Source organism: Crenobacter intestini (assembly GCF_004919095.1).
GTDB lineage: Bacteria > Pseudomonadota > Gammaproteobacteria > Burkholderiales > Chromobacteriaceae > Craterilacuibacter > Craterilacuibacter intestini.
This window is the reverse complement of record NZ_STGJ01000005.1, coordinates 172,129-187,603: the sequence shown is the minus strand read 5'-3', so window position 1 is coordinate 187,603 and position 15,475 is coordinate 172,129. Positions and strand designations below refer to the sequence as shown.

Here is a 15,475-nt window from a genome sequence, read left to right as displayed (position 1 = left end):
GTGTTCCCTTAGGGCTTGAGCAGGGTGACTTGCTGGCCTTCGCGCAGCAGGTGCACGCCGGCGGTGACGACGGTCTCGCCGCCGGCGAGCCCGCGCGAGACCGTCGCCTGCTGGCTGTCCAGCCCGGCAATGCCGACCTCGCGCCGCTTGACGGTGTGCGTCTTCGCGTCGACCAGCCACACGTAGTGGCGCCCGCCGGTGTCGAGGATGGCCGTGAGCGGCAGCGCGATGGCGCTGGAAACCGGCGCGGGCAATTCGACGCGGGCGGTCTGCCCCAGCGTCAGCTGCCCGGCGGGCGCGTCGACGCTGACGCGCGCGGCGTAGGTGCGCGTCGCCGGGTCGGCGTCGCCGGCGATCTCGCGAAGCGTGGCCGGGTAGCGCGCGTTGCCGCTCCACAGCACCACGGAAAGCGCCTTGGCCGCGCGCAGGCCTGCGATCGCGTCCTCGGGCAACTGGATGGCGACCTCGCGCGTGCCGTCGGCGGCGAGCCGCGCGACGGGGGTGCCGGCGGCGACCACCAGCCCCGGCTCGGCGCTGATCTCGCTGACGACGCCGTCGGCGTCGGCGCGCAGCACCGCGTAGTCCTGCTGGTTGCCGGCGAAGCTTGCCTGCGCCTGGGCGGATTTCGCCTGCGCGCGCGCGGTGTCGAGCGCGGCCGCCTGACGGTCGTATTGCGCCTGGCTGATGAAGGACTGCGCGAGCAGTTCGCGCGCGCGCCTGAGGTCGGCCTCCTGCTGCGCGAGCTGCGCGCGCGCGGCGCCCAGCTGCGCGGCCTTGGCGCCGGCGTCCAGCGCGTAGTCGGTCGCGTCCAGCCGCGCCAGCACCTGCCCCTTCTTCACGCGCTCGCCGGCGCTCACCAGGCGCTCGACGACCTTGCCCGGCACCCGGAAGGCGAGGCGGGTCTCGTGGCGGGCGCGTACCTCACCCGGGTAGCTCGTGCCGGCGCCTGCGGCGGCGCTGCCTGCCTGCACCGTCTTCACCGGGCGCACCGCTTCGCTGGGGGCGGGGGGCTTGTTGCATGCGCTGGTGGCGAGCGCGAGCGAGACGGCGATCAGGCCGGTCCATGGGGTCTTCATGTGGTGGGGTTCCCTTGTCGTGTCGTGCCTGCCGCGGTCAGGGCGGCGAGGACCAGGTCCAGCGTGGTTTCCAGGCGCTGCTTGGTGTAGCTGCCCGTGGCGCTTTCGTCGAAGCGGGCGAACGAGTGCTGCCAGATCATGTTCATCAACAGCGGCGCCTGCAGTGCGTCGATCACGGCGTCGGTGTCGGGCATCGGCCTGAACTCGCCTTCGCGTACGCCGTCCAGCAATACCGCGCGCATCAGCGCGCGGCTGCGCACGATCACCTCGTCGTGGTAGAAGCGCGCAAGCTCGGGGAAGTTGGCCGCCTCGGCGACCATCAGCTTGCACAGGCCGGCAAGCTCGGTGCTGCCGACCTCGTCCCACCACTTGAGCATCAGGCGCCGGATCAGCACGGTGCGGCTGCCGCGGTAGTCGCGGCACTCGGCCTCGATTTCGCCCAGCCGGTCGATCAGCGTCGCGCGCACCACCGCCTTGAGGATCGCTTCCTTGCCGTCGAAGTACAGGTAGGGCGTGCCCTTGGTGACGCCGGCGGCGCGCGCGATGTCGTCGAGCTTGGTCGCGCTGAAGCCCTTTTCGCAAAAGAGCCCGAGCGCGGCCTCGATGATCTCGCCGGTGCGTTCGTCCTTGCGGCGCTGCCAGCGGCGTGGGGAGGGCGCTTCCATGCTTCCTGAACCTGTATTCATTAATGTGCGCTGCAATTTAATCCAGACAAAATTGCTTGGCAATTAATAAATGTCATTTCACTAAATCGAGTGGTTAAAATGGCGGAAATCCGCCCACCTCACTGGAGAAGAAAATGACCATCGAAGCCGCCGACAAGGCGTCCATCCTGTCCGAAGCGCTGCCGTACATCCGCCGTTTTGCGGGCAAGACGCTGGTGATCAAGTACGGCGGCAACGCGATGACCGACGAGAAGCTGAAGGAAGATTTCGCGCGCGACGTGGTGATGCTCAAGCTGGTCGGCATGAACCCGGTGGTCGTGCACGGCGGCGGCCCGCAGATCAACCAGCTGCTCGAGCGCGTCGGCAAGCAGGGCGAGTTTATCCAGGGCATGCGGGTGACCGACGCCGAGACGATGGACGTCGTCGAGATGGTGCTGGGCGGCCTCGTCAACAAGGAGATCGTGTCGCTGATCAACAAGCACGGCGGCAAGGCGGTCGGCCTCACCGGCAAGGACGGCCACTTCATCCGCGCCAAGAAGCTCTACCTCAGCTCGGCCGACGACGAGCCCATCGACATCGGCCAGGTCGGCGAGATCGAGGCGATCGACCCGTCGCTGGTGTCGCTGCTCGACACCCGCGACTTCATCCCGGTGATCGCGCCGATCGGCGTCGGCCCGGACGGCGAGGCGTACAACATCAACGCGGACCTGGTGGCCGGCCGGCTCGCCGAGACGCTCGGCGCCGAGAAGCTGATCCTGATGACCAACACGCCGGGCGTGCTGGACAAGGAGGGGCAGCTGCTGACCAAGCTGACCGCGCAGCGGGTGGACGAATTGTTCGCCGACGGCACCATCCACGGCGGCATGCTGCCCAAGATCGCCTCGGCGCTCGAAGCAGCCAAGTCCGGCGTCGGCGCGGTACACATCATCGACGGGCGGGTGCCGCACGCGCTGCTGCTCGAGATCATGACGGCCGCCGGTGTCGGCACCATGATCCTCGCCGCGTAGCGGCGGATGGCCCGCCCTTTGCGCTGGCCGGCGCCTGTCTATACTCACGACATGCGCCGGGGCGGCGCGTGCCACAGGGGAGGGTCAGATGCAGACAGTCAGGCAATTGCTAGCCGCCAAGGCAGGCGGCAAGCTGGTGTACGTCGCGCCGCAGGTGTCGGTGTTGCAGGCCTTGCGGGTGATGGCCGAGGAGAACGTCGGCGCGGTGCTGGTGATGGGGGACGGCCACGTCGAGGGCATCTTCTCCGAACGCGACTACGCGCGGCGCATCATCCTCGAGGGCCGTTCGTCCGCGTCGACGCAGGTCAGCGAGGTGATGACCCGCAAGGTGATCTGCGTGAGCCCCGACCAGCGGCTGGACGAATGCATGGCCTTGATGACCGACAAGCGCATCCGCCACCTGCCGGTGATCGACGGCGGCGAGGTCGAGGGCGTGATCTCGATCGGCGACGTGGTGCGCGCGACCATCGCCGAGCAGCAGTTCGTGATCGAACAGCTGGTCCACTACATCAACAACGTGCCGCCGCAGGCGGCGTAAGCACCTAGGCGCCGGGTACCAGCGCCGCGCGCAGCGCGGAGAGGGCCGGCGCCACTTCCATGCGCATCTTTTCGGCGTCCCAGCTGAAGCTGGGGCCGCTCGCGTTCACGCTCAGGCCGCTGCCCTGGCCTGCCAGCGCAGGCAGCGGCACCGCCACCGCCATCACCTCCACTTCGAAGTCTCCGAACGACTCGCAAAAGCCTTTGGCCAGGTATTGCCCGCGCGCGCTCGCCAGCGAGCGCGCCAGCTCCGGCCATGCTTCCTTGTAGCGCTCGGCCAGTTCACGGTCCGCTTGCGCGCGCTCTGCGTCGGAGAGCCCCGCGTAGCAGGCGCGTCCGATCGCGGTGGTCGCCAGCGGCACGCGCGAGCCGACCGTCAGTTGCACGCTGACCCTGGCCTGGCTGCGGCAGGTCTCCAGGTACACCATGTCGGTGCCGTCGCGCAGCGCGAGACTGACCGACACCCCCTGTTCGTTGGCCAACGCGCGCATCAAGGGCGCCGCGCGCGCGCGGATGTCGTAGCCGGACAACACTGCCGAACCCAGCGCGAGCACCGCGAGCCCCAGCCGGTAAAAACCGCTGTCGCCGTCCTGCTGCAGGTAACCCAGTTGCAGCAGGGTGTAGGTCAGCCGCGACACCGTCGACTTGGGCAGGCCGGTACGCTGCGCCAGCGTCTGGTTGGAGAGCGCGGCCTCGCCCGGCCTGAATGCCGCGAGCACCGCCAGGCCGCGCGCGAGCGCGGTCACGAACAGCCTGTCCTTGTCGTGTTCCATGTCCTTGTCTTCCATTTATGTCTCCGTCAGGCAGCAGGGCGCTTTACACGCCGTGGTCGAGTTGTTAGTCTATTTTGCAATGTAAAACTAAATTCCGCAATGCGGAACAACTCGACCCGGAGAAACCATCATGGCTGCCAATACCGTTCGTGCCCCGTTCAATTGGGAAGACCCGCTGCTGCTCGACGCGCTGCTGACCGAAGAGGAACGCATGGTGCGCGACGCCGCGCACGCGTACTGCCAGGAGCAGCTGATGCCGCGCGTCTTGACCGCCAACCGCGAGGAGCGCTTCGACCGCGAGATCCTCAGCGAGATGGGTGAACTGGGCCTGCTCGGTTGCACCATCGAAGGCTACGGCTGTGCCGGCCTCTCCAGCGTCGCCTACGGGCTGATCGCCCGCGAAGTCGAGCGGGTCGACTCCGGCTACCGCTCGGCGATGAGCGTGCAGTCCTCCCTGGTGATGCACCCGATCTGGGCGTACGGCTCGGACGCGCAGAAGGACAAGTACCTGCCCAGGCTTGCCAGCGGCGAGTGGGTCGGCTGCTTCGGGTTGACCGAGCCGGACGCGGGCTCCGACCCGGGCTCGATGCGCACCCGCGCCAGGAAGGTCGATGGCGGTTATCTGCTCAAGGGCAGCAAGCTGTGGATCACCAACAGCCCGATCGCCGACGTGCTGGTGGTGTGGGCGAAGGACGACGCGGGCGAGATCCGCGGCTTCGTACTGGAAAAGGGCATGCCGGGCCTCTGTGCACCGAAGATCGAGGGCAAGTTCAGCCTGCGCGCGTCGATCACCGGCGAAATCGTGATGGACGACGTGTTCGTGCCGGACGAGAACCTGCTGCCGGGCGTGACCGGCCTGAAGGGGCCGTTCGGTTGCCTGAACAAGGCGCGCTACGGCATCGCATGGGGCGCGATGGGCGCGGCCGAGTTCTGTTTCCACGCCGCGCGCAACTACCAGCTCGACCGCCAGCAGTTCGGCCGTCCGCTCGCCGCCAACCAGATCCCGCAGCTCAAGCTCGCCAATATGCAGACCGAGATCGCGCTGGGCCTGCAGGCCGCGCTGCAGGTCGGCCGCCTGATGGACGAGGGGCGCGCCGCGCCGGAGATGATCTCGCTGATCAAGCGCAACAACTGCGGCAAGGCGCTGGACATCGCCCGTGTCGCGCGCGACATGCACGGCGGCAACGGCATATCGGACGAGTTCCACGTGATCCGCCACGCGATGAACCTCGAGGCGGTCAACACCTACGAGGGCACGCACGATGTGCACGCGCTGATCCTCGGCCGTGCGATCACCGGCATCGCCGCGTTCGCGTAAGGGGGCGGCGATGCGTGCACCTTTGCAGGGAATCCGCGTCGTCGACCTGAGCCGGGTGCTGGCTGGTCCTTGGGCCAGCCAGCTGCTGGCGGACCTGGGCGCCGACGTGGTGAAGATCGAGCGTCCGGGGCAGGGCGACGACACGCGCCAGTGGGCGCCGCCGGCGAGCGACAACGGCACCGCCGCGTATTTCCTCGCGACCAACCGCGGCAAGCGCTCGCTGACGCTCGACATCACCCGGGCCGAGGGGCAGGCCATCGTGCGGGCGCTGGTCGCCGAGGCCGACGTGCTGATCGAGAACTACAAGGTCGGCGGGCTCGCCAAGTACGGCCTCGACTACGCCAGCCTGTCGGCGGTCAACCCGCGCCTCGTCTACTGCTCGGTCACCGGCTTCGGCCAGGACGGCCCGTACGCCGATGCGCCCGGCTACGACTACATCGTGCAGGGGATGAGCGGGCTGATGAGCATCACCGGCCCGGCAGACGGCGAGCCGCACAAGGTCGGCGTCGCGGTCACCGACCTCTTCACCGGGCTTTACGCGGCCAACGCGGTGCAGGCTGCGCTTATCGAGCGCGCGACAAGCGGGCGGGGCGCGCATGTCGACATGGCGCTGTTCGACTGCTCGCTCGCCATGCTCGCCAACGTCGGCATGAACTGGCTGGTCGGCCGCACCGTGCCGCCGCGCCTGGGTAACGGGCACCCGAACATCGTGCCCTACCAGGTGTTCGCGACAGCCGACGGCCACTTCATCCTCGCCTGCGGCAACGACCGCCAGTTCGCGGCGGTCTGCCAAGAGATCGGCCGGCCCGAACTCGCGTCTGATCCGCGTTTCGCGCGCAACCCGGATAGGGTCGCGCACCGGGACACCCTGGTTCCCCTGCTGGCGGAAGCCTTCGCCGCGCACGGCCGCGACGAGTGGCTGGCGCGCTTCGACGCGGCCGGCGTGCCGTGCGGACCGATCAATACGGTAGCCGAGGCGTTCGACGACCCGCAGGCGGTTGCGCGCGGCATGTCCTTCGCGTTCGACGACGGCACCGGCAGCACGCTGCCGCAGATCGCGTGCCCGCTGGTGCTCGACGGCGAGCGCGTGCGGGCCAGCCGCCACCCGCCCAGGCTTGGCGAGCACTGCGACGAGGTGCTTGCCGCGCTCGGCTACGGCGAGGGCGACATCGCACGGCTGCGGGAGGACGGCGTGATCTGAGGCGGCAGGTTGTCGGTAAAACGCTCGTTTGATTTTGACGCACAGCATCAAAAATTGCAGAATGCTATGCAATAAGCAAAAAGCCTGTGCGGGCGTTAAGGAGAAGCGGTGGAACGCGAATATATGGAATACGACGTGGTGGTCGTCGGCGGCGGGCCTTCCGGCCTCGCCGCGGCCATCCGTCTGAAGCAGCTCTCGGCGCAGACCGGGCAGGACCTGAGCGTCTGCCTGCTGGAGAAGGGCTCCGAGGTCGGCGCGCATATCCTGTCCGGCGCGGTGATCGAGCCCCGTGCGCTCGAGGAGCTGTTCCCGGACTGGAAGGAACGCGGCGCGCCGCTGAATACCGAGGCGAAGAAGGACCAGTTCCTGCTGCTGACCGAGACCGAGTCGGTTCAGTTGCCGACGCCGCCGCAGATGCACAATGCGGGCAACTACATCGTCAGCCTCGGCAACGTCTGCCGCTGGCTCGCCCAGCAGGCCGAAGAGCTCGGCGTCGAGATCTACCCGGGCTTTGCCGCGGCCGAAGTGCTGTACGACGAGGACGGCGCGGTCAAGGGCGTGGCCACCGGCGACATGGGCATCGGCAAGGATGGCGAGAAGACCGACGCCTGGCAGCCGGGCATGGAGCTGTGGGCGAAGCAGACCGTGTTCGCCGAGGGCTGCCGCGGCTCGCTGACCAAGACGCTGTTCGACCGTTTCGAGCTGCGCCGCGACTGCGACGTGCAGACCTACGGCATCGGCATCAAGGAGCTGTGGGAAGTCGCGCCCGAGCAGCACGAGGCAGGCAAGATCGTGCACACCGTCGGCTGGCCGCTGAAGAACGACACCTACGGCGGCACCTTCCTCTACCACCTGGAGAACAACCAGGTGGTGGTCGGTTTCGTGCTCGGCCTCGACTACCAGAACCCCTACCTGTCGCCGTTCGAGGAGTTCCAGCGCTTCAAGACCCACCCGGCGATCCGCAAGACCTTCGAGGGGGGGCGCCGGCTGTCGTACGGCGCGCGCGCGCTGTCCGAAGGCGGCCTGCAGAGCCTGCCCAAGCTGACCTTCCCGGGCGGCGTGCTGGTCGGCGACACCGCGGGTTTCCTCAACATGCCGAAGATCAAGGGCACGCACACCGCGATGAAGTCGGGCATGCTGGCCGCCGAGTCGGTGTTCGAGCTGCTCTGCTGCGAAGGGCAGGAGGGCAAGGAGGCGAAGGCCTACCAGGGCAAGTTCGAGAAGAGCTGGCTGTTCGACGAGCTGCACCGCGCGCGCAACATCCGCCCGTCGTTCCGCTGGGGGCTGTGGGGCGCGATGGCGTACGCGGCGCTCGACACCTATCTGTTCCGCGGCAAGGCGCCGTGGACAATGCGCCACAAGCACAGCGACCACGAATGCCTGCGCCCGGCCGACGAGTTCAGCCCGATCAGTTACCCGAAGCCGGACGGCAAGCTGACCTTCGACCGTCTGAGCTCGGTGTTCATCTCGAACGTCAACCACGGCGAAGACCAGCCGCCGCACCTGAAGCTGAAGAACGCCGCAGTGCCGATCGAGGTCAACCTGGCCAGGTACGCGGCGCCCGAGCAGCGTTACTGCCCGGCCGGCGTGTACGAGATCGTCGGCCTTGACGAGGCTGAGCCGCGCCTGCAGATCAACGCGCAGAACTGCGTGCACTGCAAGACCTGCGACATCAAGGACCCGACGCAGAACATCAACTGGACGACGCCGGAAGGCGGTGGCGGGCCGAACTACCCGAACATGTAAGAGTTGGCAGCCTCAAGGAACCCGGCCTGGTGCCGGGTTTTTGTTTTCTGCCAACAACTTGCCCGCGCCGCGCTTGACAAGGCGCACCCGCCTTGTCAGGATGACACGCATGACTACCCGGATCCTCAGCAACGCCGCTTACTATTACTGGTACCGCTCCAATCATGGCGGCGCCTGCGGACTTGCGTGACCGAAAAACACCAAATCCAGACAAATGCCGCCGCAGCCAGGCGGCATTTGTGCTTTCAGTCCTCTCCGGCACACGGACCGCCCAGGCAAAGTGGGGCCAGGGAGAACATGAGCATGGAGCAGGTCCTGAATATCCGCGCATCGGTCGTAACCGCACCGGCACCGGCAGCACTGTTGGCGCTGCACGTGCTCGCCGACGCCGAGTCGCTGTCCCGTGGCGTACCGCAAGCTTGCCTGCCGCACGGCGTAGACGTGGCGGAGTCGCTGCTGCCTGAAGTGCGCCAGCTGGCCATCCTGTTGGCCGCGCGCCGGCAGGTGCCGTGCGCGAGGACGCCCGATAGGCTGACCGACGCCGCCGACTGGCTGGCCGCGCGCATCGTGCTGTTCGAACTTGCCTCGCTCGCGCTGCCGGCCGCCGAGCTGCCGCTGTTGGCCGAGGCCAACGCGCGCATCCGTGCACTGGGCCAGGCGCTGGGCCTCTCCCTGCCGACCGCGCAGCTCGCGCCCTTGTCCGATGCGCGAGGCGTGCTGCTCGTCTACAGCCGCTTGCCGCTATTGCCCGACGCGCTTTCGCGGCCGCTAATCGAGCGCTGCACGCTTGTGCGTTCGCTGGTGCGCCTGCGCGCGCAGCCGCTGTTCGCCCGGCTGGGCCTGTAAACCCCCGACGAAGGAAAACGATGGATTACGAAGTGGTATCGCCGGATGACCGGCGTTTCAACAACCTGGTGCTGCTGGTGTACGCGATCCAGGCGATCAGCCTGTTCACCGGCCTGCCGGCGGTGATCGGCCTGATCATCAACTACCTGAAGCTCTCCGAGATGCGCGGCACCCGCTACGAGAGCCATTTCCGTTGGCAGATCCGCTCGTTCTGGTGGGCGCTGGTGTGGTCGGTGCTGGGCGGCGTGCTCAGCCTGATCCTGGTCGGCTACCTGGTGCTCGGCGCCGTCTGGCTGTGGTTTGCCTACCGCGTGCTGCGCGGCTTTATCGCGCTGAACGACGGCCGCGCGATGCCGTAAAAAAAAAACGGGCACCGTCGTAGACGGTGCCCGAGCGGGCTCTGCGCGAACCTGTAAGCGTGACTCGGTAAATAACCGAGGAATTCACTCATGATTTTACGGGATTGTGACTAGGCGCGGCGCACTGTTCCCGCCAGGCTTGACGCCGGTCAACAGAGGACGGCGTGACAGCCGCTCCCCGCACGGGCACAATCGCGGCTCTCACCTGCCCCGGCCGCCATGGACCCCGAACTGCTCTCCCTGATCGCCACCCGTACCATGCCTTACGGCAAGTACAAGGGGATGGTGATTGCCGACCTGCCGCTGGCGTACCTTGTATGGTTTGCCCGCAAGGGCTTCCCGCCGGGCGAGATCGGCCGCCTGCTGGCGCTGACCCTAGAAATCAAACACAACGGCCTCGCTGACTTGCTGCGGCCGCTGAGAAAGCACTGAATATGGCCATCCAATGGTTCCCCGGCCACATGAACAAGGCCAAGAAGGACGTCGCCGCCCGCCTCAAGGGCATCGACGTGGTGATCGAGATGCTCGACGCCCGCCTGCCGGCGTCCAGCGCCAACCCGATGATCAAGGCCCTCTCGCGCGGCAAGCCGACGCTGAAGGTGCTCAACAAGCAGGACCTGGCCGACCCTAACGTCACCCGCCTGTGGCTGGACTGGTACAACGCCAAGCCGGGCACCCGCGCGCTGGGGCTGGACGCGTCCGAGCGCTCGCCCGCGCAGCGGCTGGTCGCCGCCTGCCGCGAACTGGTCCCCAACCGCGGAGGCCTGGAAAAGCCGATCCGCGTGATGATCTGCGGCATCCCCAACGTCGGCAAGTCGACGCTGATCAACACCATGACCGGGCGCAAGATCGCCAAGACCGGCAATATGCCGGGGGTGACCAAGGGCGAGCAGCGCATCCTGTTGGCCGACGACGTCGAGCTCTACGACACGCCGGGCATGCTGTGGCCGAAGATCGAGGTCGAAGAGGGCGGCTACAACCTCGCCGCCAGCGGCGCGGTCGGCCGCAACGCGATGGACGAGGAAGAGGTCGCGCTCGAGCTGATCGCCTACCTGATGCGCCACTATGCGGACGCGTTGACCGCGCGCTACCGGCTCGACGACATCTCGGTGCTGCAGGACTACGAGGTGCTGGAGATGGTCGCGAAGAAACGCGGCGCGATGTTCGGCGGTGGCCGCCCGAACATGCAGAAGGCGTCCGAGATCGTGCTCACCGAGTTCCGCGACGGCGTGATCGGCCGCATCACGCTCGAGCGTCCGGACGAATGGACGGCGTGGGTGAAGAAGGCCAAGGAACTGGCCGCGCAGCGCGCCGCCGAGAAGCAGGCGCGCATCGCCGAGTACGAGGCGAAGAAGAACAAGGGGCGTTGAGGTGTTCAAGCTGATGCCCTTGCTGCTGATCGCCGTCGGCATCGCCGCCTTCGCCTATCTTTGGCGGCTGGGCGAGACCGGCCGCGCGGCCGAGGCTTGGGCGCAAGCGGTGGGCGAGATCACCGGGAGCCGCGTCGACACCCGGCTGCGCGCCGGCGGCGGCGACGCGAGCCAGCGTGAGCAGTACAAGGCCGAGATCCGTTACACCTACCGTTACGGCGGACGCGACTACCAGGGCGCTACCGTCGCCTTCCCCGACCCGGGCTACGGGCAGAGCCTGCAACAGGCCCAGGCGCGCGCCGCGCGCTACCCGGTGGGTAGCCAGGTGCGCGTCTACGTGAACCCGGCCAACCCGGCGCAGGCCTGCCTGGAGGCCGGCCGCCACTGGACGGTGTGGGCGGGGCTCGCGCTGTGTCTTGCCTTTGTCGGCGCCGGCGTCGGCCTGCTGACCGGACTGCTGTAGCGCACAAGCAGCCCATGAAAAAGCCGCCTGTTACCAACAGGCGGCTTTTTTGTCGGCGGCGTCGCGCGGCTTACTTGAGCGCGCGGATTTCCGGCAGGTTGCGCCAGATGCCGCGCACGTCCATGCCGTAGCCGAACACGTAGCGGTTGGGCACATCGATGCCGACGAAGTCGGCGGCGATCGGCTTGGCCTGGTCGATCAGCTTGTTGGCGAACACGCCGCTGTAGAAGGCCTTGGCACCCATCTCCATCACCTTGTCGCGGATGGCGGCCATGGTGTGGCCCTCGTCGAGGATGTCGTCCAGCACCAGCACCACGCGGTCCTTCACGTCTTCCTTCGGCGCGGTGCGCCAGACGAGTTCGCCGCCGTGCGTCTTGTCGCCGTAGCGGGAGACGTGCACGTAGTCGAAGTCGAGCGGGAACATCAGGCGCGGCAACAGCTGGCCGGTGAACACGACGGCACCGCCCATCACCGACAGCACCAGCGGGTATTCGCCGCCGAGCTTCTCGGTGATCGCGGCGGCCATGCGGTCGGCCGCGGCGCTGACTTCCTCGGCGCTGAACAGCACGTCGGAGTTTTCGATGATGGCTTGCGCTTCGGCAAGATTGGGCATGGGGATGGCTCCTTGGGGGAAGGGGTTACGGGCGCACGCGCGGCGCCCTTCGTTTATTTGGCTTCGGCGCTGCGCTGGGCGAGGAAGGCCGCGAACGCCGCGCCGACCTCGGGGTGTTCGAGCGCGAGGTCGACGGTCGCCTTCAGGTAGCCCAGCTTGGATCCGCAGTCGTAGCGGGTGCCGCGCAGCGGCAGCGCGAGTACCGCCTCGTCCTTCATCAGCGCGGCGATGCCGTCGGTGAGCTGGATCTCGCCGCCGGCGCCCGGCTGCGTCGCGACCAGCTTGTCGAACACGCGCGGGGTCAGGATGTAGCGGCCGACTACGGCGAGCGTCGACGGCGCGACGTCCGGGTGAGGCTTCTCGACGATGCTGGTCACCCGCTGGTGGCCGCGCTCTTCGCTGACTTCGACGATGCCGTACGAGCCGGTCTGCGCGCGCGGCACCTCTTCGACGCCGAGCACCGAACTGTGCGTCTCGTCGAACACCTTGACCATCTGTTCGAGCGCGCCGGGTTCGCCGTGCATCAAGTCGTCGGCGAGGATCACCGCGAACGGCTCGTTGCCGACCGCCGGGCGCGCGCACAGCACGGCGTGGCCCAGGCCCAGCGCCTCGGCCTGGCGGATGTAGATGCAGCTGACCGTCGGCGGCAGGATGCCCTGCACGATGTCGAGCAGTTTCTGCTTGCTGCGGTTTTCCAGCTCGGTTTCCAGCTCGTACGCCTTGTCGAAGTGGTCCTCGATCGAGCGTTTGTTGCGGCCGGTGATGAAGATCAGCTCGGTGATGCCGGCGGCGACCGCTTCCTCGACCGCGTACTGGATCAGCGGCTTGTCGACGATCGGCAGCATTTCCTTTGGACTGGCCTTGGTCGCGGGTAGGAAGCGGGTGCCCATCCCGGCAACCGGGAACACGGCTTTGGTGATCTTCTTCATCAAATGTCCTCAAGCGGGGCAGCAGAAGCTGCGCATTGTAGTGGTTTTGCCGCGCGGCCGGGAGGGCTCGCCCGCGCGGCGCGGTCTGATCAGGTCGGCAACAGCGCCTTGAGACCGTCCTCGTCGAGCACCTTGACGCCCAGCGACTGGGCTTTGTCGAGCTTGCTGCCCGCCGCCTCGCCGGCGACCAAATAGTCGGTCTTCTTCGACACGCTGCCTGCGACCTTACCGCCGGCAGCCTCGATCATCGTCTTGGCTTGGTCGCGGGTCAGCGTCGGCAAGGTGCCGGTTAGCACGAAGGTGAGGCCGGCGAACGGCTGCGCCGCGCTGTCGGTCTGTGCTGGCGCTGCGCTGGCAAGTTCGCCGGCGAGTGCGGCGAGCGCGGAGAGACCGGCACGGTTGGCCGCTACATCAAGATAGTCTGCCAGGGCGTTGACCACCTCGGCCGGCAGTTGCAGGGCGATCACCTCGCGGCGGTCCAGCGTTGCGAGCGCCGCCAGCGTGCCGACCTGACTTGCTAGCTGTGCTGCACGCGTCTCGGTCAGCCGCGGCACGCCAAGGCGGGCGAGCAGGCGCTCGGGCGCGAGCAAGGGCAGCAGCGCGGCTGCGGGCGCGTGCTCGTCGGCCGGCGCGACTCCGGCGTCCAAAAGCGCGTCGATCGCCACCTCGTTGTTCGGCTCGGCGAAGAAGTCGGCGAGCGAGGATGCGACCACCGCGCCGATATCGGGCAGCGCGGCCAGGAGCGCGGCCGGCGCGCGGCGCACGTAGTCGAGGCGGCCCAGATAGTCGGCGAGCGTCTTGGCAGTCGCCTCGCCGACGTGGCGGATGCCCAGCGCGAACAAGAGCCGCGCGAGCGGCGGTCGGCGGCTCGCCGCGATGCCAGCAAGCAGGTTCTCGGCCCAGCGCGTCGGCGTCTTGTCGTCGATCGCTGCGAACAGGTCTTCCGGCGGCGCGCCGTCGCTCTGGGGGTCGCCGCCGCTCTCTTCGGCGTCGGCGCGGCGCTTCATCGCGACGAGGTCGGCGAGGGTTAGCCGGTATAGATCGGCGACGCGGTGCACGTAGCCGTAGTCGACCAGCTTCTCGACATAGCGCTCGCCTAAGCCGTCGATGTCCATCATGCGCCGCCCGGCGAAGTGGCGAATTGCCTGCGCGCGCTGGGCTTGGCAGGCGAAGCCGCCCGAGCAGCGTGCGATGGCCTCGCCTTCCTCGCGCATCACGTGCGAGCCGCACACCGGGCACTGCGTAGGCAGGCGCCATGCGTCGGCAAGCGGCACTTCGACCGGCGAAAAGAGGTCGGCGCCGGGCTCCGCACGCATCGGCCGGCGCGCGAGCACCACCGACACTACCTCGGGGATCACGTCGCCGGCGCGGCGCACAACGACGGTGTCGCCGACGCGCACGTCCTTGCGCTGCACCTCGTCCTCGTTGTGCAGCGTCGCGTTGGTGACGGTGACGCCGCCGACGAAGACCGGTGCGAGGCGGGCGACCGGCGTCAGCGCGCCGGTGCGTCCGACCTGCACGTCGATCGCCTCGATGGTGGTCAGCGCCTCCTCGGCGGGGAACTTGTGTGCGGCGGCGAAGCGCGGCGCGCGCGCGACAAAGCCTAGCCTGTCCTGCTGCGCGCGCTGGTTGACCTTGTACACCACGCCGTCGATCTCGTAGGGTAGAGCCGCGCGCTGCGCGAGGACCACCTCGTAGTAGGCGGCGAGCCCCGCCGCGTCGTCGACCACCGGGCGCAGCGCGGGCGGCACCGCCGGGATGCCGAGGCTGACCAGGTAGTCGATCTCGCCCTGGTGGGTGGCGGGCCACTGCGCGCCTGTCACTTCGGCGATCGCGTACGCGAAGAACGACAGCCGGCGCGTCGCGGTCACCCGCGCGTCGAGCTGGCGCAGGCTGCCGGCGGCGGCGTTGCGCGGGTTGGCGAAGGGCTTGTCGCCGGCGGCAAGCTGCGCGGCGTTCAGCCGCTCGAAGTCCTTCTTGAGCATCAGCACTTCGCCACGCACCTCAAGCCGGGCAGGCGGCGTGCCCGTCAAGCGCAAGGGCAGCGAGCGGATGGTGCGGATGTTCTCGGTGACGTTCTCGCCTGTCGCGCCGTCGCCGCGGGTCGCCGCGCGTACCAGCACGCCGTTCTCGTAGACGAGGCTGACCGCGAGGCCGTCGAACTTCGGCATTACCGCGTAGCCCACGTGCGGCACTTCCAGTTCGCGGCGCACGCGCTCGTCGAAGGCGATGAGCTCCGCGTGGCGAGCGGCGAACTCTGCCGCGTCCATGTCGGAGAACAGGTTGGAGAGCGAGAGCATCGGCACCTGGTGCTCGACCTGCTCGAAGGCGGCCAGCGGCGCGCCGCCGACCCTGAGCGTCGGCGAGTCGGGCGCGCGCAGCGCCGGATGCGCGGCCTCGAGCGCCTCGAGTTCGCGCAGCAGGCGGTCGTACTCGGCGTCGGGGACGGTCGGCGCGTCCTCGACGTAATACTCGCGGTTGTAGCGTTCGATCAGCGCCGAGAGTTCTGCAATTTTCCGGTCGGGCGTCATCGCGTCTCCAAGAAAAACAGCCGGCGTCTTGCCGGCTGTCG

Annotated in this window: 16 protein-coding genes; 10 read left to right on the top strand and 6 right to left on the bottom strand. The window is 68.1% G+C overall.

Features of this window, described 5'->3' with window-relative positions; genetic code table 11:
• Window positions 1-8: 8 nt before the first annotated feature.
• Together E5K04_RS06240 and E5K04_RS06235 are read right to left on the bottom strand one after the other, a co-directional pair.
• Window positions 9-1,076: an efflux RND transporter periplasmic adaptor subunit gene (locus E5K04_RS06240; RefSeq protein ID WP_136552053.1), complete on the bottom strand. Its 1,068-nt coding sequence runs from the start codon at window positions 1,074-1,076 to the stop codon at window positions 9-11.
• Window positions 1,073-1,741, bottom strand: coding sequence for a TetR/AcrR family transcriptional regulator (locus E5K04_RS06235; RefSeq protein ID WP_168929166.1), 669 nt, complete (start codon window positions 1,739-1,741; stop codon window positions 1,073-1,075). The genes E5K04_RS06240 and E5K04_RS06235 overlap by 4 nt, the downstream gene beginning before the upstream one ends.
• Window positions 1,742-1,875: 134 nt before the next feature.
• Here E5K04_RS06235 and argB point away from each other — a divergent pair, with 134 nt between their 5' ends.
• On the top strand, window positions 1,876-2,748 hold the full coding sequence (argB, locus tag E5K04_RS06230; protein WP_136552049.1) for an acetylglutamate kinase: 873 nt from the start codon (window positions 1,876-1,878) through the stop codon (window positions 2,746-2,748).
• A gap of 88 nt (window positions 2,749-2,836) precedes the next feature.
• A complete protein-coding gene (locus E5K04_RS06225; protein WP_136552047.1) occupies window positions 2,837-3,286 on the top strand; it encodes a CBS domain-containing protein in 450 nt (149 codons plus the stop codon).
• A gap of 4 nt (window positions 3,287-3,290) precedes the next feature.
• Here E5K04_RS06225 and E5K04_RS06220 read toward each other — a convergent pair whose 3' ends face one another.
• Entirely contained in the window at window positions 3,291-4,073 is a 783-nt protein-coding gene (locus E5K04_RS06220) for an IclR family transcriptional regulator (protein ID WP_235844285.1), read from the bottom strand.
• Window positions 4,074-4,188: 115 nt separating this feature from the next.
• On the opposite strand from E5K04_RS06220, the gene E5K04_RS06215 reads away from it, so the two are divergent.
• From E5K04_RS06215 to E5K04_RS06180, 8 genes are all read left to right on the top strand, one after another.
• Window positions 4,189-5,376 carry an acyl-CoA dehydrogenase gene (locus tag E5K04_RS06215; protein WP_136552045.1) on the top strand — a complete coding sequence of 396 codons (1,188 nt, stop codon included), beginning with the start codon at window positions 4,189-4,191 and terminating at the stop codon, window positions 5,374-5,376.
• Window positions 5,377-5,386: 10 nt separating this feature from the next.
• Window positions 5,387-6,577, top strand: coding sequence for a CaiB/BaiF CoA transferase family protein (locus tag E5K04_RS06210; RefSeq protein WP_136552043.1), 1,191 nt, complete (start codon window positions 5,387-5,389; stop codon window positions 6,575-6,577).
• Between the two features lie 123 nt (window positions 6,578-6,700).
• On the top strand, window positions 6,701-8,323 hold the full coding sequence (locus E5K04_RS06205; protein ID WP_136552095.1) for an electron transfer flavoprotein-ubiquinone oxidoreductase: 1,623 nt from the start codon (window positions 6,701-6,703) through the stop codon (window positions 8,321-8,323).
• A 303-nt stretch (window positions 8,324-8,626) separates the two neighbouring features.
• Window positions 8,627-9,169: a hypothetical protein gene (locus E5K04_RS06200; RefSeq protein ID WP_136552041.1), complete on the top strand. Its 543-nt coding sequence runs from the start codon at window positions 8,627-8,629 to the stop codon at window positions 9,167-9,169.
• Between the two features lie 20 nt (window positions 9,170-9,189).
• Complete coding sequence (locus E5K04_RS06195; protein ID WP_136552039.1) at window positions 9,190-9,528, top strand: DUF4870 family protein; 339 nt, start codon at window positions 9,190-9,192, stop codon at window positions 9,526-9,528.
• Between the two features lie 219 nt (window positions 9,529-9,747).
• Window positions 9,748-9,960 (top strand): DUF3820 family protein, encoded by a 213-nt coding sequence (locus tag E5K04_RS06190; protein WP_136552037.1) that lies wholly within the window; start codon window positions 9,748-9,750, stop codon window positions 9,958-9,960.
• A gap of 2 nt (window positions 9,961-9,962) precedes the next feature.
• A complete protein-coding gene (gene ylqF / locus E5K04_RS06185) occupies window positions 9,963-10,898 on the top strand; it encodes a ribosome biogenesis GTPase YlqF (protein ID WP_136552035.1) in 936 nt (311 codons plus the stop codon).
• A gap of 1 nt (window position 10,899) precedes the next feature.
• The gene (locus tag E5K04_RS06180) at window positions 10,900-11,361 is read left to right on the top strand and encodes a DUF3592 domain-containing protein (protein ID WP_136552033.1); all 462 of its coding nucleotides are present in this window, start codon (window positions 10,900-10,902) and stop codon (window positions 11,359-11,361) included.
• 70 nt (window positions 11,362-11,431) lie between these two features.
• Here E5K04_RS06180 and E5K04_RS06175 read toward each other — a convergent pair whose 3' ends face one another.
• From E5K04_RS06175 to ligA, 3 genes are all read right to left on the bottom strand, one after another.
• Window positions 11,432-11,974 (bottom strand): hypoxanthine-guanine phosphoribosyltransferase, encoded by a 543-nt coding sequence (locus E5K04_RS06175; protein WP_136552031.1) that lies wholly within the window; start codon window positions 11,972-11,974, stop codon window positions 11,432-11,434.
• Window positions 11,975-12,027: 53 nt separating this feature from the next.
• Entirely contained in the window at window positions 12,028-12,903 is an 876-nt protein-coding gene (gene galU, locus E5K04_RS06170; RefSeq protein ID WP_136552029.1) for a UTP--glucose-1-phosphate uridylyltransferase GalU, read from the bottom strand.
• A gap of 89 nt (window positions 12,904-12,992) precedes the next feature.
• Window positions 12,993-15,434: an NAD-dependent DNA ligase LigA gene (gene ligA, locus E5K04_RS06165; protein WP_136552027.1), complete on the bottom strand. Its 2,442-nt coding sequence runs from the start codon at window positions 15,432-15,434 to the stop codon at window positions 12,993-12,995.
• Between the last annotated feature and the right edge of the window lie 41 nt (window positions 15,435-15,475).

What these genes read in the sequence shown, in the direction of transcription:
- E5K04_RS06240 (WP_136552053.1), bottom strand. Translation starts at nt 1,076, where the DNA reads ATGAAGACCCCATGGACCGGCCTGATCGCCGTCTCGCTCGCGCTCGCC.
- E5K04_RS06235 (WP_168929166.1), bottom strand. Translation starts at nt 1,741, where the DNA reads ATGGAAGCGCCCTCCCCACGCCGCTGGCAGCGCCGCAAGGACGAACGC.
- argB (WP_136552049.1), top strand. Translation starts at nt 1,876, where the DNA reads ATGACCATCGAAGCCGCCGACAAGGCGTCCATCCTGTCCGAAGCGCTG.
- E5K04_RS06225 (WP_136552047.1), top strand. Translation starts at nt 2,837, where the DNA reads ATGCAGACAGTCAGGCAATTGCTAGCCGCCAAGGCAGGCGGCAAGCTG.
- E5K04_RS06220 (WP_235844285.1), bottom strand. Translation starts at nt 4,073, where the DNA reads ATGGAAGACAAGGACATGGAACACGACAAGGACAGGCTGTTCGTGACC.
- E5K04_RS06215 (WP_136552045.1), top strand. Translation starts at nt 4,189, where the DNA reads ATGGCTGCCAATACCGTTCGTGCCCCGTTCAATTGGGAAGACCCGCTG.
- E5K04_RS06210 (WP_136552043.1), top strand. Translation starts at nt 5,387, where the DNA reads ATGCGTGCACCTTTGCAGGGAATCCGCGTCGTCGACCTGAGCCGGGTG.
- E5K04_RS06205 (WP_136552095.1), top strand. Translation starts at nt 6,701, where the DNA reads ATGGAATACGACGTGGTGGTCGTCGGCGGCGGGCCTTCCGGCCTCGCC.
- E5K04_RS06200 (WP_136552041.1), top strand. Translation starts at nt 8,627, where the DNA reads ATGGAGCAGGTCCTGAATATCCGCGCATCGGTCGTAACCGCACCGGCA.
- E5K04_RS06195 (WP_136552039.1), top strand. Translation starts at nt 9,190, where the DNA reads ATGGATTACGAAGTGGTATCGCCGGATGACCGGCGTTTCAACAACCTG.
- E5K04_RS06190 (WP_136552037.1), top strand. Translation starts at nt 9,748, where the DNA reads ATGGACCCCGAACTGCTCTCCCTGATCGCCACCCGTACCATGCCTTAC.
- ylqF (WP_136552035.1), top strand. Translation starts at nt 9,963, where the DNA reads ATGGCCATCCAATGGTTCCCCGGCCACATGAACAAGGCCAAGAAGGAC.
- E5K04_RS06175 (WP_136552031.1), bottom strand. Translation starts at nt 11,974, where the DNA reads ATGCCCAATCTTGCCGAAGCGCAAGCCATCATCGAAAACTCCGACGTG.
- galU (WP_136552029.1), bottom strand. Translation starts at nt 12,903, where the DNA reads ATGAAGAAGATCACCAAAGCCGTGTTCCCGGTTGCCGGGATGGGCACC.
- ligA (WP_136552027.1), bottom strand. Translation starts at nt 15,434, where the DNA reads ATGACGCCCGACCGGAAAATTGCAGAACTCTCGGCGCTGATCGAACGC.